The sequence below is a fragment of the Pseudoxanthomonas sp. X-1 genome (genome assembly GCF_020042665.1).
In the GTDB taxonomy this organism is placed as follows: Bacteria; Pseudomonadota; Gammaproteobacteria; order Xanthomonadales; family Xanthomonadaceae; genus Pseudoxanthomonas_A; species Pseudoxanthomonas_A spadix_A.
Genome location: NZ_CP083376.1, coordinates 2,129,720 through 2,152,162 on the forward strand (window position 1 = coordinate 2,129,720; position 22,443 = coordinate 2,152,162).

General features: G+C 65.5%; 15 protein-coding genes, 1 tRNA gene and 1 pseudogene. 10 read left to right on the forward strand and 7 right to left on the reverse strand.

The genetic code is table 11. The annotated features are described in order from the left end of the window. The first annotated feature begins 72 nt into the window (after positions 1–72). From serS to LAJ50_RS20275, 5 genes and pseudogenes are all read left to right on the forward strand, one after another. A complete protein-coding gene (serS, locus tag LAJ50_RS09405) occupies positions 73–1,353 on the forward strand; it encodes a serine--tRNA ligase (protein WP_138653987.1) in 1,281 nt (426 codons plus the stop codon). 215 nt (positions 1,354–1,568) lie between these two features. Further along, complete coding sequence (locus LAJ50_RS09410; protein ID WP_138653989.1) at positions 1,569–1,817, forward strand: hypothetical protein; 249 nt, start codon at positions 1,569–1,571, stop codon at positions 1,815–1,817. A 150-nt stretch (positions 1,818–1,967) separates the two neighbouring features. Beyond that, complete coding sequence (locus LAJ50_RS09415; protein WP_130518750.1) at positions 1,968–2,954, forward strand: LysR substrate-binding domain-containing protein; 987 nt, start codon at positions 1,968–1,970, stop codon at positions 2,952–2,954. Between the two features lie 108 nt (positions 2,955–3,062). After that, positions 3,063–3,152 (forward strand) — tRNA-Ser (locus LAJ50_RS09420). Between the two features lie 85 nt (positions 3,153–3,237). Next, a pseudogene (locus LAJ50_RS20275) lies at positions 3,238–3,367 on the forward strand (DUF6538 domain-containing protein); the annotation flags it as partial. Positions 3,368–3,845: 478 nt separating this feature from the next. On the opposite strand, the gene LAJ50_RS09425 reads toward LAJ50_RS20275, so the two are convergent. Further along, on the reverse strand, positions 3,846–4,595 hold the full coding sequence (locus tag LAJ50_RS09425; protein WP_138653991.1) for an abortive infection family protein: 750 nt from the start codon (positions 4,593–4,595) through the stop codon (positions 3,846–3,848). 117 nt (positions 4,596–4,712) lie between these two features. On the opposite strand from LAJ50_RS09425, the gene LAJ50_RS09430 reads away from it, so the two are divergent. Next, a complete protein-coding gene (locus tag LAJ50_RS09430; protein WP_171044633.1) occupies positions 4,713–10,325 on the forward strand; it encodes a DUF3320 domain-containing protein in 5,613 nt (1,870 codons plus the stop codon). A gap of 1,106 nt (positions 10,326–11,431) precedes the next feature. Here LAJ50_RS09430 and LAJ50_RS09435 read toward each other — a convergent pair. After that, the gene (locus tag LAJ50_RS09435; RefSeq protein ID WP_205961540.1) at positions 11,432–11,689 is read right to left on the reverse strand and encodes a hypothetical protein; all 258 of its coding nucleotides are present in this window, start codon (positions 11,687–11,689) and stop codon (positions 11,432–11,434) included. 378 nt (positions 11,690–12,067) lie between these two features. Continuing rightward, the gene (locus LAJ50_RS09440; protein WP_138655370.1) at positions 12,068–12,964 is read right to left on the reverse strand and encodes an AraC family transcriptional regulator; all 897 of its coding nucleotides are present in this window, start codon (positions 12,962–12,964) and stop codon (positions 12,068–12,070) included. Positions 12,965–13,068: 104 nt separating this feature from the next. Here LAJ50_RS09440 and LAJ50_RS09445 point away from each other — a divergent pair, with 104 nt between their 5' ends. Further along, a complete protein-coding gene (locus tag LAJ50_RS09445; RefSeq protein ID WP_138655368.1) occupies positions 13,069–13,995 on the forward strand; it encodes an amidohydrolase family protein in 927 nt (308 codons plus the stop codon). A 175-nt stretch (positions 13,996–14,170) separates the two neighbouring features. After that, the gene (locus tag LAJ50_RS09450; protein ID WP_138655366.1) at positions 14,171–15,334 is read left to right on the forward strand and encodes a zinc-dependent alcohol dehydrogenase; all 1,164 of its coding nucleotides are present in this window, start codon (positions 14,171–14,173) and stop codon (positions 15,332–15,334) included. A gap of 149 nt (positions 15,335–15,483) precedes the next feature. Here the strand turns inward: LAJ50_RS09450 and LAJ50_RS09455 are convergent, their stop codons facing one another. The 4 genes from LAJ50_RS09455 to LAJ50_RS09470 form a co-directional block, all read right to left on the reverse strand. Beyond that, positions 15,484–16,875: a coniferyl aldehyde dehydrogenase gene (locus LAJ50_RS09455; RefSeq protein WP_138655364.1), complete on the reverse strand. Its 1,392-nt coding sequence runs from the start codon at positions 16,873–16,875 to the stop codon at positions 15,484–15,486. Continuing rightward, positions 16,872–18,470: a GMC family oxidoreductase N-terminal domain-containing protein gene (locus LAJ50_RS09460; protein ID WP_138655362.1), complete on the reverse strand. Its 1,599-nt coding sequence runs from the start codon at positions 18,468–18,470 to the stop codon at positions 16,872–16,874. The genes LAJ50_RS09455 and LAJ50_RS09460 overlap by 4 nt, the downstream gene beginning before the upstream one ends. Before the next feature lie 46 nt (positions 18,471–18,516). Continuing rightward, positions 18,517–19,155 (reverse strand): helix-turn-helix domain-containing protein, encoded by a 639-nt coding sequence (locus tag LAJ50_RS09465; protein WP_171044697.1) that lies wholly within the window; start codon positions 19,153–19,155, stop codon positions 18,517–18,519. A gap of 93 nt (positions 19,156–19,248) precedes the next feature. Beyond that, positions 19,249–20,151 (reverse strand): LysR family transcriptional regulator, encoded by a 903-nt coding sequence (locus LAJ50_RS09470; protein WP_138655358.1) that lies wholly within the window; start codon positions 20,149–20,151, stop codon positions 19,249–19,251. Between the two features lie 182 nt (positions 20,152–20,333). Between LAJ50_RS09470 and LAJ50_RS09475 the strand changes: the two genes are divergently transcribed. Both LAJ50_RS09475 and LAJ50_RS09480 read left to right on the forward strand, forming a co-directional pair. Next, on the forward strand, positions 20,334–21,107 hold the full coding sequence (locus LAJ50_RS09475) for an SDR family oxidoreductase (protein ID WP_130552078.1): 774 nt from the start codon (positions 20,334–20,336) through the stop codon (positions 21,105–21,107). A 408-nt stretch (positions 21,108–21,515) separates the two neighbouring features. Continuing rightward, positions 21,516–22,163, forward strand: coding sequence for a response regulator (locus LAJ50_RS09480; protein ID WP_130552077.1), 648 nt, complete (start codon positions 21,516–21,518; stop codon positions 22,161–22,163). The last annotated feature ends 280 nt before the right edge of the window (positions 22,164–22,443 follow it).

Sequence of the window (22,443 nt, forward strand, 5' to 3'; positions counted from 1 at the left end):
GGCGGCGGGCGTGGCCCTCCGGAAAAGGCGATAATCCCTGCCTTTCCACCTCACCGCCGCACGACCGCCACGATGCTCGATCCCGCACTGCTCCGCACCCAGCCCGCCGAACTCGCCCAGCGCCTGCGCCAGACCCGCGGCTTCGACCTGGACGTGTCCGCGCTGGAATCCCTGGAGGCGCGCCGCAAGCAGCTGCAGGTGCGCACGCAGGAGCTGCAGAACCTGCGCAACACCCGCTCCAAGGCGATCGGCCAGGCCAAGGCCAAGGGCGAGGACGTCGCGCCGCTGATGGCCGAAGTCGCCGGCTTCGGCGAAGAGCTCAAGGCCTCCGAGGTCGAACTGGACCAGCTGCGCGCGCAGATCGAGGCGATCGCGCTTGGCATTCCCAACCTGCCGCAGGCCAGCGTGCCGCCGGGCAGCGACGAGTCGGGCAATGTCGAGCAGCACCGCTGGGGCACGCCGCGCGCGTTCGACTTCGCGGTCAAGGACCATGTCGAGCTGGGTGCGCGCAACGGCTGGCTCGACGGCGACACCGCGGCCAAGCTCTCCGGCGCGCGCTTCACCGTCCTGCGCGGGCCGATCGCGCGCCTGCATCGCGCCCTGGCGCAGTTCATGCTGGACCTGCACACCGGCGCGCACGGCTACCAGGAGACCAATGTCCCGGTGATCGTCAACGCCGAGAGCCTGATCGGCACCGGCCAGCTGCCCAAGTTCGAGGAAGACATGTTCGCCACCCAGCTGGGCGAGCACCGTCGCTACCTGATCTCCACCGCCGAGATCTCGCTGACCAACATCGTGCGCGACAGCATCGTCGAGGACGCCGCGCTGCCGATGCGCATGACCGCTCATTCGCTGTGCTTCCGCTCCGAGGCCGGCAGCGGCGGGCGCGACGTGCGCGGCATGATCCGCCAGCATCAGTTCGAGAAGGTCGAGCTGGTCGCCATCGCCCGCCCGCAGGACAGCGAGGAGGAACACGAGCGCATGGCCCGCTGCGCCGAGGTGGTGCTGGAGACCCTGGGCCTGCCGTACCGGCGCATGCTGCTGTGCTCGGGCGACATGGGCTTCTCCGCGTCCAAGACCTACGACCTGGAGGTCTGGCTGCCCTCGCAGGACACCTATCGCGAGATCTCCTCGGTCTCCAACTGCGAGGCCTTCCAGGCGCGCCGCATGCAGGCGCGCTGGCGCAACCCGGCCACCGGCAAGCCGGAGAGCGTGCACACGCTCAACGGCTCGGGCGTAGCCATCGGCCGCTGCCTGATCGCGGTGATGGAGAACTACCAGAATGCCGACGGCAGCATCGACGTGCCACAGGCCCTGCGCCCGTACATGGGCGGCCTGGAACGCATCGCCTGAGCCCACCGCGGCGGCCATGTCCGCGTGCGCGCCGCCATGTGCGGCCGCGCGCCAAGCTGTGTCAGCGCCGGCACGTGTGAACCCCCGGCAAGCGCCCGCCGCGTGCGGGCTTGCCTGACATTTCCGACAGGATTATCAAGCGCGGGCGTCCCCGGCCGCGCTCGATCCGAGCGCCTCGCCGCCGGCGCTTTCGTCCTCAATCGGAAGGTCATCGCATGAACACCAAGCAGCTGCTGCAGATCGCGACCCTCGGCGCCGCCCTGGCGCTGGGCACCACCGCCTTCGCCAAGACCCATACCGGCACCGCGCAGACCCATCACTGCAAGCTGGCCGACGGCAGCACCGACACCAGCAAGACCCACAAGCAGTGCACCGCGGCCAAGGGCACCTGGGCCCGGGACGCCGCCGCGCCCGCCGCCACGCCGGCACCGGCAGAGGCCACGCCCGCGCCCACCACGAACTGATCCCGACCGGCCACGCCCCGCACAACGCGGGCGCGTGGCCAGGGGGCAGGGCCGATTGGCCCACCGGCGGGGTGAAGAATCCCGCCCGATTTGGTCTGTTTTCGTTGCACGGGCGAAGGTGCGGGTGTTAAATAGCCTGAATCGTTCCAGATTCGGGATGGCGCCATGCAGGACCTCAACGACCTCTACTACTTCGCCATGGTCGTCGACCACGGCGGTTTCGCCGCCGCCGAGCGCGCGCTCGGCATCCCCAAGTCGCGTCTGAGCCGGCGCATCAGCCAGCTGGAGACCGACATGGGCGTGCGCCTGCTGCAGCGCTCCACCCGCCGCTTCGCGGTGACCGACGTGGGCATGAGCGTGCACCGTCACGCCCAGACCATGCTGGCCGAGGCCCAGGCCGCGCGTGAGGTGGTCGACCGCCTCTCGGCCGAGCCGCGCGGCGTGGTCCGCGTCAGCGTGCCGGTGGCAGTGGCGCAGATGCAGCTACCCAAGATCCTGCCGGCCTTCCTGGACAAGTACCCCAAGGTGCGCCTGCAGCTGCACGTCAACAACCGCCGCGTGGACATCATCAACGAGGGCTACGACGTCGCCCTGCGCGTGCGCGCCAAGCTCGACGACGACGGCAGCCTGGTGATGCGCAGCTTCGGCCAGATCCAGGAACTGCTGGTGGCCAGCCCCAAGTACCTGCAGCGCGCCGGTCGCCCGCAGGCGCCGGAAGACCTGGCCCAGCACGTGACCATGTCGATGAGCGAGGACGAGGCGCGCCAGCGCTGGGAGCTGCACGGCCCCAACGGCGAGGTGCGCAAGATCGAGCTGCAGCCGCGCCTGGCCGGCTTCGACTTCCCGCTGCTCAAGGCGCTGGCCAAGGACGGCTACGGCATCACCATGCTGCCCGAGACCGTCTGCGCCGACGCGGTGCGCAGCGGCGAGCTGGAAGTGGTGCTGCCGGAATGGTCGCTGCCGCAGGGCATCTGCCACGCCGTGTTCGCCTCGCGCCGCGGCCTGCTGCCGGCCGTGCGCGTGTTCATCGACTACCTGGCCGAACACCTGCCGCAGCAGATCGAGGAATCGCGCCTGGACTGCGGCGGCAAGTGCACCGAGCGCCTGGTCGAACTGGGCCTGCGCAAGGCCTCCTGACCCGCACGCCGCGCGCGGCTACACCTGCGCCCGCGCCCCATGCGAGAATGCGACGCCCGGCCACCACGCCGGGCGTTCTGCTGTCGGGCCAGGCCCCGACACGCACCCGGAGAGATGGCCGAGCGGTTTAAGGCACCGGTCTTGAAAACCGGCGAAGGGTCAAACCTTCCGTGGGTTCGAATCCCACTCTCTCCGCCATATATCATATAAATCAATGAATTACATTTGATTTTGGCGAGGAATTGAGGTCTGGGGCAGGACACAAATCGGGACACATCTCCCGATGCACATTCCCCATCACCTCGTTCGGTCGGTCCTCCTCCGGCTACTGGTCCTTCCGTCAACGTGTTCCCATCGATCTGCAAACGGTCTTGGGCCGGAAGATCATCAAGCACACCCTTCATACGCCAAAGCCCTTCCTGTTTGAAGACACAGAAGCCTTGGCGAACGCTGTGAGGCGTTATGCGCATGCCGTGACCGGGCCTCATCGTGCACGGCTTAGAGTGTTTAGGGCAGAAGCGAAACTCTCGGAGCATGATCATCTTCCAACACGCAAGCGGCGCACCGCGCACGACGGCGCGTGGCGCGCGCGAAGATGCATGTATCTCCTCGGATCCAGGCCATCCAGCGATGGCGGTTAGACAAGGCGCGTCAAGAGATGACGCAGGCCTGCGAAGCGTTGGAGAAGAACTTCAAGATGGAGCTACAAGAGGGCATCGCGTCAACGAGTGCTATGACTTCGAACGTGGAAGCTGGGGCTGGCCAACAGTCCGGGCATTGGGAACTGAAATTCCGCCGCGCAAAGCCATCGATGCAAGAAGGAATGGTGCGATTGTCCTCTTCAAAAAGAGAAGGGCAGTCGCGGTAGGTAATTTATAGTGGCCCAACTTGTTAGCGGAACTTGCTGTCCAGATACTGGAAAACGGTTCTCGCCGCGTTGATCGCGAGCATGGCCTCGTCCTTGCCCAAAAGTTCTTCATTAGCGTGTGCCAAACTCGCATTGTTGCGCACGGGATTGAGACAGTCGATGACATTGCTCAGCGAGGAAAGGATTCGGCCCATGGTTTCCGCCTGACTTCCTAGGTCGCACAAGCGAGGATGCTCTGCGCGCAGCTGCTTGAACAAGCTGGTGATCGTGGCGCTTGGTGAAGACTCGATGCCATGACCGGCGCACACGGCTTTGAGATACGCGTGAAGAGCTGTGTGGACTCGATCCACCGCGTGCGTAGGTCCGGAGCTTTGGATAAGCATGTTCGCGTCAGCAAGTGCACGCTTCAAGACATCGCTGGTGATGGCTGGACTGCTGTCCTGGACCGAGAGCCCATCGGCACAACGCTTGGCCAGCTCTAAAAGCTTTTGGTAGGCCGGTGACGTCCGGAAGTGCTCCCCACCTTGCGGATACTTCTTGGCGATGCCTCGAAGAATTGCCGCTTGTTGGTGTCCTTCCACACCACTCAGTACGGCGAGAAACCGCTCGCGCGTGGTGTTGCCACCGAAGGCGTCAAGATCTAAGTCGAGGTCGCAGAATGCTGAATAGAACTCCCGGTGGGTCCGGTAGGAGAAATCGCCCAAGTAGCCGCCTTCTACGCCGATGTATTGGTGGACCACCCAATGAATCTCACTGCTGCGCAACTCGCTCACAGATCCCCCTAATTGGCTGGAACACGCGTCACTTTGGGAGCATTATAGGCAGACGCGTTGGGGCAGCGGATGGGGGCGTTCGGACGCCTGGCCATGCTCCGTAATAGGGGACAGTCAATGGATCAGACGGCGCTAGCACAGGCGAGTGAAGCTTCTTCTTCGCTCCGGGGGGCAGGTGATCTCAAAAGCAAGATCGAAAAAGCCCGCTTGGAGCTTTTGGATCTGTCCACGCGCAATCGACTGCTTCATACCCCAAGAGGCGGGCGCGCGAAGACCGTGGAGGTCGTCCATGAGCTGGCAAAGGCCATGTATCAGACTTTGGTCATCGACGGGAAACGCTTCACCTTTGTAGCGGGAAAAGAAGACCCGAAGCAAGGCGGGGCGCTTCCTGAGCTTGATGACGACGACGAAACGGTTTTGCTGGACGAGGCGCCGGAAGATCCTGAGCTGATCGCACAGCCCGATTTCGAGCTGGATGAGAATGGGCGCGTTAAGGCGCACTGGGACGCGCAGCTGACTACGCGTTTGACCCCAACGGGCTTGCAAAAGCGCTTGCTGGATCTTTACACCGATGCGCGCACGCTCCAAGAAGAGCAAGGCGTTAATGTCCTTTACCTAGCAGTCGGCTATCTGCGCTGGCGCGCTACTTCCACCCCGCAAACGGATCGCTTCGCGCCGTTGGTGCTCATCCCCGTTCAATTGGAGCGAAGCACAGCGGGCGAGAAGTTCCACCTCAAATGGACCGGCGACGATATCCAAGCCAACTTGTCGTTGCAGTTGTTCTTGCAGCGCGAGTTTGGGCTGCGCTTGCCCAACATCGAGGAGTTCGAAACGCTCGATGTTGATGCTTACTTGGCGTCGGTTGAGGTGATGCTGGAAGGCAAAGACACCTGGGGTGTGCTTCGCGATGACGCCATCCTGGGTCTGTTCTCGTTCGCCAAGTTCATGATGTATCGGGACCTAGACCCCCAGGGCTGGGAGGCTCTGGGCGGGATGGAGGCCATCCCGACGCTTCGGGGCGTCGTTCAGGACGGCTTCCCCGGTGCAAATCTCACGGATGAGGCGATCAATCTGGACCGCATCATCCCGCCCGAGAAGATGCGCCATGTCGTTGACTGCGATTCGTCGCAGGCCTTGGTCGTGCACGACGTGCTCCAAGGTAACAACATCCTGGTGCAAGGGCCGCCTGGAACGGGCAAGTCTCAAACCATCGCGAACATCATCTCAGCCGCTGTGGTTGAGGGTAAGCGCGTGTTGTTTGTGGCGGAGAAGATGGCCGCGCTCGAAGTGGTCAAACGCCGTTTGGATCAGGTCGGTGTGGGGGTGGCCTGCCTGGAACTCCATAGCAACAAAGCCAACAAGCGCTCATTACTGGAAGAACTTCGCCACACGCTGAACTTAGGCGAGCCGAAGCGAAGCAGCTCTGCGCCCATCATCGAGCAGCTCACCGAACGACGTGACACGCTCAACGCCCATGTGGCACGGCTTCACGAAGCTCACCAGCCGTCTGGACTGACGCCTTACCAAGTCTTCGGACATATGGTGCGCCTGCGTCGCTTGGGCTACACGACCCAGAGTTTGCCTCTGGACGCCCCGACCTCCTGGGCGTCCCATCAAAAAGAGGAGCGGGAATCGCTCCTGCGCGAACTGATCGAGCGAGTTGAAGAAATCGGCGTTCCAGATGAGCACGCTTGGACCGGCGTTCAGAACGATGGTCTCTTGCCGAGTGAACGCGACCGGTTGCTCATTTTGGTCGCAGGATTGTCCCAGCGGCTGGGGGACTGGGAAGCGTCAAGCACTTCGCTCCATCACACACTGGACCTTGCCCCTCCGGCGCGCTTTGATGATGCGGGCATTGCGGTTCAGCGCGTGAAGGCGCTCCTAGAAGCGCCAAAGCTTGGCTCCAACGCGCTCCAAAGCGAGGTTTGGGACGAGCCTGGTCGTGCTTCGACAGTCATCGATGCGCTGGAAAGCGCTCAGAAGGCCAGGGCGGCGGTCGAAGCCAAGATCAAGGTGTACGCGTTGGCGGACGCGTTGGCGCAAGACTGGGACGCCACTAAGGCCACCCTGGGTGCCTTGCCAAGCAGTTTCGTCTTGGGGAAAGAGCTTGCAACGCTCGGTGGGGCACACGGCGCGCTGGTCCGGCTTCTGCCAGACCTCACTCGCTTGACGCAGCTTCTGGCTGAGAAGTCACCGCTGACGTTGGATCTCGCCCTCCGCCTCGTTGCGATCGCTGAGCGGGCCACGAGCATTCCGGAACTCGATCGCGATGCGCTGGTGGCTCACATTTGGGACCGAGGGGTTGATGCGGTCGAAGAGATCGTCGTGGCCGTTGAAAGCGTCCAGCAGGCCAAAGCAAGCCTCTCAACGGTCTTCCGGGACAGCGCCTGGAACAAAGACCCTGCGGAACTTGAAGCGGCGCGTGGGCAGTTGGCCATGCGCGGCACGAGCCTGTTTCGCTTTCTCAGTGGCGATTGGCGTCGAGCCAACCAAGCCATCCGCACCTTGCTGTCCAACCCGAAGCTTCCCGCTTCGGACATGCTGGGCTCATTGGATGTGCTGCTCGATGCCAAGGCGGCACAGCGCAAGATCGCCGAGCACGATGCCCAAGGCCAAGAAGCCTTTGGCTCAAACTGGCAGCGTGAGCGCTCCAACCCCTCATTCCTGAGGGGAGTTGTGGCTTGGATGCGCACACTTCGCCCATTGGGCAACGGGGTGCGCGAGCGCTTGGCTGACATCGGTGATCGGGTGCTGGCAACCGAGATTGCCAAGCGCGTGAAGCCAGTTCTGGAAGAACTCGGTCGTAATCTTTCGCCCGTGCACGAAGCATTGCTTGCGGCTGAGCGCAATCCTTGGGGCGAGGAGACCGTCTTAAAGCGTGTTGCACTTTCTGATCTCACCGAAAGGTCTGCGTTATGGCAGGGGGCGTCTGAGCAGAGCGCACTCTTGCTCAGTGCAGAGGAGCTGACCGTCGAGCAGGCGCTCGCGGCGATAGGGGAGATCCAGCAGGCACAAACGGCCCAGGCTGCTTATAAGGCCGTGGCAGAGGATGGGGTCGATGCGTTTGGCCCGTTTTGGCTGGCGCTCGACAGTAAGCCAGGCGAGCTTCGTCCAATCGTGTCTTGGATTGAGCAAAATCCCGAGCTTCGGCCCTTGGCCGCACGCATCAGTGAGCCTCAACCGCTGCTGGACCAAGCCGAACGAGCGTCGTCAGCTGCGGGCATCTTGGCAGGCGAAGTGATGGATCTTCTGGTTGGCTTGCAGTTTGAAGGCAATGCTGAGATCACGCGTGACCCAAGCCAAACACCCTTGTCAACGCTCAAAGCACAGCTGGCGAGCTGGCAAGCCGACCCCGAAGGGCTCAGGACTTGGGTGGCGTATCTGGCCATCGCCAATGAGGCCAAGCGCAAAGGCCTTGGCGCGGTGGTCGATGCGCTTGCCGAAGGGGACTTAGCAGTTGCCGACGCTGTGGGCGTGTTCGAGCTGTCTTACTACGAGGCGGTGCTTCAAGCACAGGTGCAGCGCGATCGAGCGCTGGCAAGCTTTGACGGGCAGCGTCAATCGCAAGTGGTGGCAAGCTTTGCAAGCCTCGATCAAGAGCGCATGCAGCTCGCGCGCTATGAAGTCGTCAAGGCGCACCACAGCAAGATCCCACGCCAAGGTGGAGCAACAGGCCCGACCGCTGTCTTGATTGGCGAGATGGCGAGGAAGAAGGGGCATCTGCCGATCAGGCAACTGATGCAACGGTGTGCCCCTGCGATCCAGGCGCTCAAACCCGTCTTCATGATGAGCCCGTTGTCGGTGGCGCAGTTCCTGCCGGCAGGCGCGCTGGACTTTGACATGCTGGTCATTGACGAGGCGAGCCAGGTGCAGCCGATCGATGCGCTCGGTGCGATTGCGCGCGCCAAACAGTTGGTCATTGTCGGTGACGAGCGGCAGCTCCCACCCACGCGCTTCTTCTCCAAAGCGCTTGGCGACGGGAGTGATCGGGAAGACGACGAGGGTGGGGCACAGGCGTCGGATGTGGAGAGCATCTTGGGCCTTTGCCGTGCGCGAGGGTTGCCTGAGCGCATGCTGCGTTGGCATTACCGGAGCCGGCATCAGTCGTTGATCGCTGTTTCCAACCAACAGTTTTACGAAGGCAAGCTCTTCATCGTTCCAAGCCCATACACCAGTGAAGCAGGTGTGGGCTTGCGACTGCACCATTTGCCCGAAGCCATCTATGACCGAGGGAACACGCGCACCAATCCCAAGGAGGCCAAGGCAGTGGCGTTGGCAGTGCTTGCCCATGCGCAGAGCACGCCGCAGCTCACGCTTGGTGTAGCGACCTTCTCAACGGCTCAGCGCCGCGCCATTCTCGATGAACTAGAACTCTTGCGCCGCCAGCACCCTGAGACGGAAGGATTCTTCGCCGATCATCCGGCTGAGCCGTTCTTCGTCAAAAGTCTGGAAAACATCCAGGGCGACGAGCGCGATGTCATCTTCATCTCGGTGGGCTATGGCCGTGATGCGCAGCGTCACATGACGATGAATTTCGGTCCCGTGAGCAGCGATGGGGGCGAACGACGCTTGAATGTGCTCATCAGTCGCGCCAAGTCGCGTTGCGAGGTCTTCACTTCGATCACCGATGAGGACATCGACACCGATCGCGCTAAGGGCAAGGGCACCTTCGCGTTGAAGCTATTTTTGAACTATGCACGCACCGGTCGACTCAATCTGAGCACTCAGGAGCGGGACACGAAAGCAACCGTGTTCGAGCAAGAGGTGGCCCAAGCGCTTCGCGCGCGGGGCTACGATCTGCACACCGATGTGGGCCTGGCAGGCTTCTTCGTCGACATCGCGATTGCCAATCCGGACGAACCTGGACGCTACATCTTAGGGATTGAGTGCGACGGGCAGTCGTATCGGGACGCCCGAAGCGCGCGTGATCGGGACCGTTTGCGTGCGAGTGTGCTGCGCGACAAGGGCTGGCAGGTCTACCGAATTTGGAGTTCAGACTGGTTCCATCGGCCTGAGGCGGAGTTTGAAAAGCTTGTCGCCGCTATTGAACGGGCGAAGTCCGAATCAGTGAACTCAGAGCCCAGTCCCAAGCCTTCGCACCGTGCGGTGCCGGTGGAGATCCTGACAGTCGATCGCGGTGAAGTGACCGAGATGGGGCTCATCGAGGCGCAAAGTCCTCCGGACACCGAGCCTTACATCGAAGCGTCCTTCGCTGTGCCAAGCAATCAATTTGAATTGCATCTGGTCCCAACAGGACAACTCGCGACCATCGTGCGGCAGATCGTGGAGGTGGAAAGCCCAATTCATCGCAGCGAGGTCGTCACGCGTGCTCGGACGCTTTGGGGCTTGCAGCGCGCAGGTTCGCGCATCCAGCAAGCTGTTGAGGACGCGATTGGGTCGGTGGTGTCGATGGGTGGTGTGCAGATCGTCGACAAGGACTTCTTGGCCATTCCGAGGAAAGAGGTCCGCGTGCGGGACCGTTCTATGGTCGAGTCACTGACCCTGCGCCGCCCCGAATTCTTGCCTCCTTCCGAAATCGATTCGGCTCTGATGAAGGTCGTGCAGGAAAATTTGGGCGCGAAGGCTGAGGAGCTGGTGACGATGGTCTCGCGGCAGCTCGGCTACAAGAGCACGAGTCCACAACTTCGCCGGGTCATTCTTGATCGCTGTGAGGCCCTCGTCAGGGCGGGGCGATTGGTGTTAAAGGGAGATCTTTTGGTGGTGCCCTGATCTACCACTGAGGTTTTCGCGCTTGCCGCTGATCTTCGACGACTCTAAACTTGTCAGACACACTAGGGCACAGTCCGGCTTGTTTTGCTTACAGATCAGAGGGTTAGTGGGCGTTACTTCGAATCCCACTCTCTCCGCTAACTGTTATTAACAAAAGTTATTTTTGGCTGTCTGCATAGTATAAAATCAAAAAAACACGGAGGTTTTATTGAATGAAAAATATTGGCCTGATAGGTAAGATTGGCGGTCTTTTCATTGTGGCTGAGGGACTGACCATTGTTGCGCTAGGTCTCGCAAGAGCGTCCACGGATGTCGCTTTACTAGGTTCATTAGTGACGGTAAGTGGGGCTATCATTGCTTGGCTAATCGGTTGGGGCAGTAGCGCCCCTTCATCTTAATGGGCCGAGCATTGCCCAGTAGGGCGGTAACGGATAACTTCAGCGCGGATCTTCGTGCATTGCTACAGCGGTCCGTCAACTTAATAAATGTGAATTAATTTTTACATACTCTCCTCTCGAAATGCCCCTTACATGAGCGGGTGGTTCCGCGCGTGCAGTTTTCGGGATTAAAAGTCATTCAAAATTGGTTTTTTAGCGTACATCTCGTATTATGAGGAAGGGGATATGAGTAAAGTGCGGCGGCGCGTCGGCGTCGGACTGAAGCATGGAAAACTTAGTTCAGAATGTAGTTCCTGAGAAGGCAGTTCTAACGAAGGCAGGGGGAACTGCACCCTGACTTGGGTTTTCGTAAGAACCTCCGCTTCGTGGCAAGACTGGCGCAACCGAGCATGGCTGAAACGCAGGGGAGCGGCACTCGTAAACCGACTGCTGGATGACGACGAAGGTATTGATGCGCTGTGATCGGCATGGTGGCGCAGTGTGAATAATTGAGCAGGAATGTTGGCGAAATCGGTGCGTTCGCGCACCGCGCGTTCAACGGTCATAACGCGTCGAACGGCCGGCCTGGGCCATCACAGTGTCGACCGGGTTTTTTAGTTGCGGTAAGTGTGCGAGCTCCTAACTCTGCTCGGCCTGCGGAATGATTATGGGCCTGGCCGGCCATCGCGCTGAGCCCACCGACCTGCCAGAAACGCCACTGGTGGACCTCTACACGATGCCGCTTGCCGCTTGGATAGAAGCGCCGGACTTGCGGCCCAAGTACTGCAGGATGGCGCCAGACTCGAAGATCGGGCGTTCGGCCCTTGAGAATCGACCAGCGCCGGAATGCGGGTGTTGGGCGAGATCCCCGGGAACGTGCGCGAACTGCTCGCCCTTGGTCGCGAAGCCGCTTCCATCGCGATGCCGAGGCACGCGCTCGATAGGTTGGAACGCGGCCGCAGAAACAACAAAGCCCTTGGCGGCCAAGGGCTTTGTCCTCGCCTGAACAGGCTTGCGAGCCCGATCCGACCCGCCACGCGCGGTGCTTGGCGGGCCGGTCCGTACGTTACGGATTCTGCGTCGGCGGCGTTGGCGGTGCCGGCGGCGGCGGTGCCATCTCGGGCGGCGGCGGGGGCGGCTGCCGGTCGCCGTGCGCGTGCGGCGGGGGCGGCGGCGGGCCGTCGGGGCGGGGATGGGGAGCGCAGGCGGCCAGCGCGAGACACGCGGCGGCCATGAACACGGACGAGCGAACGAGGCGCATATCGACTCCTTGGGTGGTCGGGCGCATCGACCCTATCGGCGGTTCCGTGTACACGGGGTCAGCAGGGTTTGCCGGGCTGTGTCAGGCCGCATGCCGCCTGGCTTTCAGGAAAGTGCCTCGGTTCCACGCGATGGGCCGATCGCCTGGCGCACCTGGGCCGGGGTTCTGCCGCAGACGCGCTTGATCGCGCAGATGAAGCCGGCATAGCTGCTGAAGCCTGCCGCGTCGGCCACCTGCACCAGCGTCGCGTTGCTGTCGTGCAACAGGGCGAGCGCGCATTGCGCGCGGGCGCGCAGCACGTACTGCCAGATCGAGCAGCCGAGCGCGGCGCGGAAGGCGCGGTTGAGGTAGTAGGGGCTGGTGGCGGCCGCATCGGCGATCTGCGCGATGTCCAGTTCCTCGCCCAGGTGCGCATGGATGAAGGCCAGGGCCGTGCGCACGCGCCAGGGCTCGCCGCCACGGCTGGCATGCGCGGGGCGCGCGGCCCGGGGCACCAGCTGGGCGGCCACGGCGAGGAAGATGGCGTCACCGATCAGGGTGCCGTGCGGCTGGCCGGCCAAGGCGTCGGCCAGCAGGGCGCGCAGCAGCCGCGCCATGCCGGGCGCGCGATAGTGCAACCGGCTGCGGATCGCCTGGCGGACGCGTTCGGGCGCCACGCCCAGCGCGCCGGCCATGGCCCCGTCGGTGAAGTAGAGACAGGCCGATTCCATCGGCGCATCCCAGCGCGCCGATCCGGTCACGCCGGCCTGGATCATGGTCAGCGTCTCGGGCGGGGCGCGCCCGTGTTCATGGCCGCTGTCCACCTTCAGGACCACGTGCGGACGCGTCGGGCCCAGCGGCAGGGCGAGGTGATGGAAGGCCCAGCCCGGTTCCTCCAGCTCGATCGCGGGGATCAGCGAGTGCTCCATGGCGCAGGACGACCACTGGCCGCGTGCGCGCAGCAGGTCGGGGCGGTCGTCGGGGAGCTTGCGCAGCAGCGTCACGGGCGGGTCGGACGTCATGGCGGTCCCTTGGCAGGCCAGGAGGGCACGAATTCGCAATACGCCGGATCCTCGGCGCTCCAGGATGCGTTTTCAAGCGGTATCCCACACCACACGGAGGCACCATGGTCCCTTTGCTGCTTGCGCTCGCGTTGTCGTCCGCGCCCACGTGCGTGGCCGGCGTCGAGCCGGTCATCGACATCCACATCCACAGCTACGAGCGCGATGGGCGCTTCGAGGCGCGCGTGCCCAACCCCGGCGATGGCCAGCCCATGCGGGTGTTCAACGGTGCGGACCACGCCCGGGCCACCGCTGCGGCCCTGCGCGAGGCCGGGGTGGTGCGGGCGATCGTGGGCGGCGCCAGCACGGCCACGGACGACCGCATCATCGCCCTCGATCCGGCGCGCCTGCGCGGCGGGTTCGAGATCGACGACATCCCCGACGCCGCCATGCTCGACCAGATCCGGGCGCGGCATGCGGCGGGCAAGCTGGCGATGATCGGCGAGGTCGAATACCAATACCACGGCATCGCCCATGACGACCCGCGCCTGGAGCCGCTATGGGCCCTGGCCGAAGCGCTGGACGTCCCGATCGCGGTGCACTCGGGCGCCGGGCCGGCGGGCATCGTCTACCGCGGCCAGCCGCTGCATCGCGAGCGCCTGGGCAACCCGTCCTCGTTCGAGGAGGTGCTGGTGCGTCACCCGCGCATGAAGCTGATCATCCTGCATGCCGGCTGGCCCTTTCTCGACGACACGGTGGCGCTGCTGCATGCCTATCCGCAGGTCTACGTCGACCTGGGGGCGATCGACTGGGCCGAGCCGCGTCCGTTGATGGATCATTATCTGCAGCAGCTCATGATCTACGGCTTCGGCAAGCGCATCCTGTTCGGCTCGGACCAGATGGTATGGCCCGAGGCCACGGCGCAGGCGATCGCGCGGTTCCGCACGGCGCCTTACCTCTCCGATGCGCAACGCCGCGACATCCTCTTCAACAACGCCGTGCGGCTGTTCGGCTGGACGGATCTGGCCGATTGCGGCAAGGCGGGCGGGTGAGTTGCGCTTGCCCGCGCTGCGAACGGGCCACGCAGCGCGCTGCATCGAGCGCGTCGGCATGACAGACCGCACGGCTTGGCGTTAACAAAGATTGACGCTGGAGCGCACCGGCGGTGCTACTGCGCTAACGGCACGGCGAGGAGGGTGGAAGGCCCGACTCACCGGAGATCCGAAGATGAAAGCGTTGACCTACCACGGTTCCAAGGACGTGCGCGTCGAGACCGTTCCCGATCCGACGCTGGTGGAGGCCGACGACATCCTGCTGCGGGTGACGGCCACCGCGATCTGCGGCTCGGACCTGCATCTGTTCCACGGCAAGATCCCGGAGACTCGGCACGGCGACATCTTCGGCCATGAGTTCATGGGCGTGGTGGAAGACGCAGGCTCGGCGGTGACCGAGGTGAGCGTGGGCGACCGCGTGGTCATTCCGTTCGTGATCGCCTGCGGCAAGTGCTTCTTCTGCGAGAACGAGTTGTTTTCGGCCTGCGAGACGACCAATCCCGACCAGGGCGCCAGCGTGCGCAAGCGCGCGAAGATGACGCCGCCGGCCGCGCTGTTCGGCTATTCGCACCTCTACGGCGGCGTGCCGGGCGGGCAGGCCGAGTACGTGCGCGTGCCCAAGGCCAACGTCGGGCCGTTCGCCGTGCCTGGCAGCCTGGCCGACGAGAAGGTGCTGTTCCTGTCGGACATCCTGCCCACCGGCTACCAGGCCGTGCTCAACGCGAAGATCGGGCCCGGGTCCACCGTGGCGATCTTCGGCGCCGGCCCGGTCGGCCTGATGGCGGCCGCGTGCGCGCGCATGCTGGGCGCCGAGCAGATCTTCATGGTGGATTCGGAGCGGTACCGCCTGGACTTCGCGGTGGGCGCCTACGGCGTGATCCCGATCGATTTCAGCGAAGGCGACGCATCGGAGCGGATCCTGGAACTGACCAACGGAAGAGGCGTCTCCGCGTCTATCGATGCGGTGGGCTTCGAGGCCAAGGGCAGCACCACCGAGACCGTGCTGAGCACGCTGAAGATCGAAACCAGCTCCGGCGAGGTGATCCGCCAGTGCATCTCGGCCACGCAGCGCGGCGGCGTGGTGAGCATCCCCGGCGTCTATGCCGGCTTCATCCATGGCTTCCTCATCGGCGACGCGTTCGACAAGGGGCTGTCCTTCGCCATGGGCCAGACCCATGTGCATAAGTACCTGCCCGAACTGCTCGGCTTCATCGAGGACGGCGATCTGGACCCGGACATCATCATCTCGCACCGCATGAAGCTGGCCGACGCGGCGCAGGGCTACAAGATCTTCGACGAGAAGCAGGAGAACTGCCGCAAGGTCGTGATGACGCCGTAGCGGGGGCAGTGTGCGCCACTCGCGAGCGGTGCGTTTGCAAACCGCGCGGCGGCAACGCACGTGATCCGCAGCGACGCGCTGATCGAGGCGCTCAAGGAAGCAAGGTGGCACCTTGCTTCCTTCTTCATTTGCACGACTGGATCGCAGCCCTAGCGCGCCAGCCAGCCGAACATCCGCCGCGCCAGCCCCGTCCATGGCGGGCCGAGCCGCTGGAAGACATTGACCGGGCCGACCTTGAACACCGCGCGCGCGTGGCTGAAGCGCTTGAAGCCCTCGTGTCCGTGATAGGCACCCATGCCGCTGGGCCCGATGCCGCCGAAAGGCAGGCTGTCCTGGGCGATGTGCAGCAGTGTCCCGTTGAGGGTGACGCCGCCGGAAGTCACGCCGTCCAGCACGCGCCGATGCACGGCGCGGTCGCCGCTGAAGCAGTACAGCGCCAGCGGGCGCTCGCGCGCGGCGGCGAAGGCGATGGCTTCCTCGAGGTGGTCGTAACCGACCAGCGGCAGCACCGGGCCGAAGATCTCCTCGCGCATCAGCAGGCTGTCCAGCGGCGGGTCGAGCACCAGCGTCGGGGCGATCTTCTCCGGCGCGCCGTCCGCCTCGAGCGCCTGCACGCGCGCGCCGGCGGCGCGTGCTTCGTCCAGCGCCGATGCCAGCCGCTGCCGATGGCGTGGCGTGATCACCGCCGAATAGTCCGCGTTGCCCGCCACCGTCGGATAGCGGCGTCGCGCCGCGTCCAGCACGGCGGCGGCGAAGTCGTCCATCCTGGCGCGCGGCACCAGCACGTAGTCCGGTGCGATGCAGGTCTGTCCGGCGTTGAGGAACTTGCCGAAGGCGATCGCGTCGGCGGCCTTGGCCAGTGGGTAGTCCGCCGCGACGAAGGCCGGCGACTTGCCGCCCAGTTCCAGCGTCACCGGCGTGAGGTGCTCCGCCGCGGCGCGCATGACCTGGCGACCGACGGCGGTCGAGCCGGTGAACAGCAGATGGTCGAAGGGCAGGGACGAGAACGCCCTGGCCGTCTCCACCCCGCCGGTGGCCACGGCCACCAGATCGGACGGGAAGTGGCGCGCGACCAGCTGCGCGAGCAGTTCGGAGAAGCGTGGCGTCAGCTCGGAAGGCTTGAGCATCGCGCGGTTGCCGGCGGCCAGCGCATCGGCCAGCGGGCCGATGGAGAGCAGCAGCGGATAGTTCCAGGGCGCGATGATGCCGATCACGCCCAGGGGCTCGTAGCGCAGCCACGCGCTGGCCGGCTGGAAGACCACGTCCACCGGCCGCCGCACCTGGCGCATCCAGCGCCGCACATGGCGCTGGGCATGGCGGATGCCGCGCAGCGCCGGCAGCACCTCCAGCATGCGCGTCTCGTCGTGCGAGCGTCCGCCGAAATCCGCATCGATGGCCTCGGCGATCCGTTCGACGTTCTCGCGCACCAGCGTCGCGAGCGTCTCCAGCCGCGCGCGCCGGGTGTCGGCATCGCCGGCGGGCGCGGCCCGCGAGGCCTGGCGCAGCGGCGCGAACATGGCGTGCAGCGCTTCCTGGTTCATGCGGCACTCCTGCCGAGGATGAGGTCGGCGGCCTTCTCGCCGATCATGGCCGAAGGCGCCTGGGTATTGCCGCTGATCAGCGTCGGCATGATCGAGGCATCGGCCACGCGCAGGCCCTGCAGGCCGTGCACGGTCAGGTCCGGGGCGACCACCGCGCCGGCGTCGCGGCCCATGCGGCAAGTGCCGACCGGATGGTAGATGGTGTCCGCGTGCGCGCGGATCAGGCGCAGCAGTTCCGCGTCGTCCGGGTGCGGACTGCTGTAGAGCAGCTTGCCGCCGTAGCGCGCCAGCGGTTCGGCGTCGAGGATGCGGTGCACCGCGCGTGCGCCTCTGAGCGTCAGTTCCACATCGTCCGGCGCGGAGAGGAAGTTCGGGTCGATCAACGGCGCCTGCGCCGGGTCGGCAGAGGCCAGGCGGATCCAGCCGCGGCTCTGCGGGCGCAGCGCGCACACGTGCAGGGTCACGCCGCGCACCAGGTGCGTATGCCGGGCGTGGTCGTCGACCAGCGCCGCGCAGAAGTGGAACTGCAGGTCGGGCCGGTCCACTTCCGGCGCGCTGCGGATGAAGCCGCCGGCCTCGGCCAGGTTGCTGGTGAGCATCCCATGGCCGCGCCGCCACGCCGGGAACGCCGCCGCGCCGCGCAGCAGCGTGTCCGGGCCGAAGCCGAGCAGGCCCGGGCCTTTCATGCGCTTGAGGCCGACATAGTCCAGGTGATCCTGCAGGTTGGCGCCCACGCCGGCGGCATCATGGATCATCGGGATGCCATGCTCGGCAAGATGCGCGCCCGGGCCGATGCCGGAGAGCATCAGCAGCTGCGGCGAGCCGATCGCGCCGGCCGAGAGGATCACCTCGCGCCTGGCGCGGATCGTCTCGCGTCCGTGCCGGGTCAGCACCTCAACGCCGGTGGCGCGGCGGTCCTCGCAGACCACACGGTCGGCGCGGGTGTCGCTGAGGATGCGCAGGTGCGGCCAGCGCGCCGCATCGCCCAGGTAGGCCGAGCCGGCATCCAGCCGCGCGCCGTTGCGCTGGAACACCTGGTACAGGCCGATGCCTTCCTGGCAGGGCCCGTTGAAATCCCCGTTCGCGGCATAGCCCGACTGCAGCGCGGCGTCGATGAAGGCCTGCGACACCGGGCTGGGCGAGGCCAGGTCGGACACCACCAGCGGCCCGCGGTCGCCATGCAGCGCATCGGCGCCGCGCTGGTTGGCCTCCGACCGTCGGAACAGCGGCAGCACGTCCTGCCAGCCCCAGCCCGGGCAGCCGGCGGCGGCCCAGCCGTCGTAGTCCTGCGGCTGGCCGCGCATGTAGATCATCGCGTTGATCAGGCTCGAACCGCCCACGCCGCGCCCGCGCGGCACGTAGCCGCGGCGCCCACCCAGCTCGGCCTGGGGCACGGTCTGGAAGGCGTAGTTGCGCGCCGACCTGAAGGGCACCAGCGCGGCGATGCCGGCCGGGATGCGCGAGAGCAGGGACGGGCCCGGCGGGCCCGCCTCGATCAGGATGACGCTCGGCTTCTTGGCCGCGGCCGCCAGCCGCGCGGCCAAGGCGCAGCCGGCCGGTCCCGCCCCGACGATGACGTAGTCCGCTTCGCGCATGGTGTGATCCTCCCAGCGCGGAGCATGGACATACTTGAGGAAGTCGTCAAATTTGTTGCGCTGCAGCCAGGCTGCCGATCCCGCCGATCCCGCCGATCACCAGCCGCGTCATCAGCCCGGCGATCTCATCCACGTCGATGCGGTCGCGGCCCTCGAGCAGCAGCAGCGTCTCGATGCCGTTGGACACGATCAGGCTGGCGACCAACGAGACCTGCCATGGCGCCAGCGACAGCCCGGGCACGCCGCGCACCACGTCGCGGCGGATGTCGCCGAGCAGCGAATCGATGCCTTCCAGCTCGTACAGGCGGGTGCGGATGTGGTGCTGGTTGCGCGCGATGAAGGGCAGCGCCTCCTCGATCCCCAGGATCAGCACCAGCAGGTCGCGATAGGACAGCTGCAGCATGGTCTCCAGGTCGTCGGCGCGGGCGCGCGCCTGGGCGGTGACCGTGCGCACCTGCGCCAGCAGGTCGGTCAGCAGTTCGTCGAACACCGCCTGCTTGGTGCGGTAGTCGTTGTAGAAGCTGCCGGTCGAGGCGCCGCTGGCGGCCACGATCTGCGAGATCGTCGCCGCGTCCAGGCCGTGCCGGGCGAACACCGACCAGGCGGCCTCCCGGATGCGCTGGCGGCGCGCCTCGGAGGTCGCCTCGCGGCGCTTGGAAGGCTTGTAGCGGCGCGGGGCGGTCATGAGAATCGATGCTTCGGGCGGGCAGAGACGGGCGAGGGCACGGGGGTCAGCATAGCCAGCGGCCTTGCGAGATCGCATGCGGGAGCAGGCGTCTCATGTCGCGATCGCCGTCTTCAACAACGGCTCGATCCACTCGGCGAACACCTGCACGCGTCGCGACAGGTGCTGGCGATGCGGATACAGCAGGGTCATCGGCAGCGACGCGGCGCGGTGCTGGGGCATCACCTCCACCAGCGTGCCGCTGCGCAGCGCCTCGCGCACGTCGTAGGCCGGGATCTGGATCAGGCCCAGGCCGGCCAGGCAGCAGGCGATGGAGGCCTCGGCGCTGTTGACCGTGACCCGGCCTGGCATGTGCAGGGTCCTGAGCGTCTCGCCTTCCATCCATTCCCACGGCTCGACCCGGCCGCTGGACGGCGAGGCATAGTGGATCGCCCAGTGGCTGGCCAGGTCCGCCGGCGACCGCGGTGTGCCATGCCGGGCCAGGTAGGCGGGGCTGGCGACGTTGATCAGCGGCAGCGTGCCGAGCGCACGCGCGATCAGCCCCGAATCGCCCAGCGGCCCGACCCGCACCACGCAGTCCAGGCTTTCCCCGACCAGGTCGACCGTGCGGTCGGTGACGCCCAGGCTGACGTCGATCTCCGGATACTCGTCCAGGAAGCCGGCCAGGGCCGGGGCGATGATCAGCCGGCCGATGCGCCCGGGCACGTCCACGCGCAGCTTGCCCGAAGGCTTGGTCTTGCCCTGGCGGAACAGCGCCTCGGTTTCCTCGACATCGGCGATCACCCGCAGGCAGCGCTCGTAGAACGCGGTCCCGTCCTGGGTCGGGGCGACCCTGCGCGTGGTCCGGTGCAGCAGGCGCACGCCGATGCGTCCTTCCAGCTCGGCCACCGCGGCCGAGACCGAGGAGCGCGGCATGCCCAGCGTGTCGGCCGCGCGGGTGAAGCTGGCCACCTCCACCACGCGGACGAAGATGCGGAACAGGTCGATCCGGTCCATGCCGCTGCGCTCCTTGATTGGTCAGGATCCACGACATGTGAAGTCACACATGCGGGCTTTATGTTCTTGGGCTGGATTATATGGTGTGAGGCGCGCTCGCAAGCGGGGGAGGCGGCCTTCGTGTTGCGTTCCTCCGGCGCGGGCCGACATGGTCCCCGTTTCCCACAGCCAAGGATCCTCCAATGACCGACCATTCCCTGCAGGGCAAGACCGTCCTCATCGCCGGCGGCGCCAAGAATCTCGGCGGCCTGCTCGCCACCGACCTGGCCAAGCACGGGGCCAAGGCCGTGGCGATCCACTACAACAGCGCCTCCACCAAGGCCGGCGCCGACAAGACCGTGGCGGAGATCGAGGCCACGGGCGCCAAGGCGTTCGCCTTCCAGGCCGATCTCACCACCGCCGCGGCGATGGAGAAGCTGTTCGCCGATGCCAAGGCCGCGATGGGATCGATCGACATCGCGGTCAACACCGTCGGCAAGGTGCTGAAGAAGCCGATGGCCGAGATCAGCGAGGCCGAGTTCGACCAGATGAGCGCGGTCAACTCCAAGTCGGCGTTCTTCTTCATCAAGGAGGCAGGCAAGGCCCTGAGCGACAACGGCAAGATCTGCACGCTGGTGACCTCGCTGCTGGGCGCCTACACGCCGTTCTACGCCAGCTATGCCGGCACCAAGGCGCCGGTGGAGCACTACACCCGCGCCGCCTCGAAGGAGCTGGGCGACCGCGGCATCTCGGTGACCGCGATCGGCCCGGGCCCGATGGACACGCCGTTCTTCTATCCCGCCGAGGGCGCCGATGCGGTGGCCTACCACAAGACCGCCGCCGCGCTGTCGCCTTCGTCCAAGACCGGCCTGACCGACATCGAGGACATCGTGCCGTGGATCCGCTTCCTGGTGAGCGACGGCTGGTGGATGACCGGCCAGACGATCCTGGTCAATGGTGGCTACACCACCAAGTAAGCGGTGCGCTGCGGCCGGCTTTCGCCGGCCGCGCGCTTGTGCGGTCGCCCGCTCGGCGCTGTCTGATCGGCGCCACCCGAACCTCCTACCGTCATTCCCGCGAACGCGGGAATCCATGGACGTTCGCGCGCAAAAGCCAAAGTCCCTGGATTCCCGCATTCGCGGGACTGACAGGGGATGGGGCAGAAGTGATGGGGATCGGGCCGCGCTGCAGAGCGGCAGGGTCGTTGGCCGTTCTCACTTCGGGTCGCTCACACCCGCTGCGAAGTCCTTGGCATTCCCGAACCCGGCTGTCGCCATGCAGCCGCTTTCTCGCCTACAGCTGTGCCCCACGCGACTTGCCCAGTTTCACCCGCCGCGAGTAGGCTGATCGTGGGAGCGGCATATGCCTACAAGGGGATGGCAAGGATGACGATCCGGGTATTTCTGGTGGACGACCATGCGCTGGTGCGGACCGGCTTGAAGCTGATCCTCGCCGGCCAGGTGGATATCGAGGTGGTCGGCGAGGCCGAGAGCGGCGAGGAAGCGCTGCCGGCCATCCGCAAGCTCAAGCCGGATGTGGTGCTGTGCGATCTGCACCTGCCCGGGCTCAGCGGCTTCGACGTGACCGAGCGCATCGTGCGCGGCGACTACGGCAGCCGCGTGATCATCGTCTCGGTGCTGGAGGATGGCCCGCTGCCCAAGCGGCTGCTCGAAGCCGGTGCGTCGGGCTATGTCGGCAAGGGCGGCAATGCGGCCGAGCTGCTGCGCGCGGTGCGCGATGTCTCGCGCGGCAAGCGCTACCTGGGCAGCAACGTGGCGCAGAACCTGGCGCTGTCGAGCATGAGCGAAGAGGCCTCGCCGTTCGACGACCTCAGCGCGCGCGAGCTGGAGGTGGTGATGATGCTGGTCCAGGGCCTTCGCCAGAGCGAGATCGCCAAGCGTCTCAACCTCAGCCCCAAGACCGTCAGCACGCACAAGACACGCCTGCTGGAAAAGGTGCAGGTGCACGACACGATGGCGCTGGCGCGCCTGGCCGCGCAGTACGGGCTGATCGATCCTTCGAAGAGCGTCTGATCGTTCGCCGTCACCAGGCGCCAGCGTGCAACGACGGCGCCGCCAGCGGGACCACGATCGTCATTCCCGCGAACGCAGGAATCTAGGGACTTTGAGGCTTGCGCGCGAGCATCCATGAACTCCTGTGTTGGCGGCAATGACGGCGTGTGGGCCGCGCGGACGGACCGTCGGCCATTCATGGGGACACACAACGCGTCACTCGGAAGGTCATGCAAAAGCAGAACGGGCGCCTGATGGCGCCCGTTCCGTTTCATCCCGTCGCCGGGCCTGGCGATGGAGC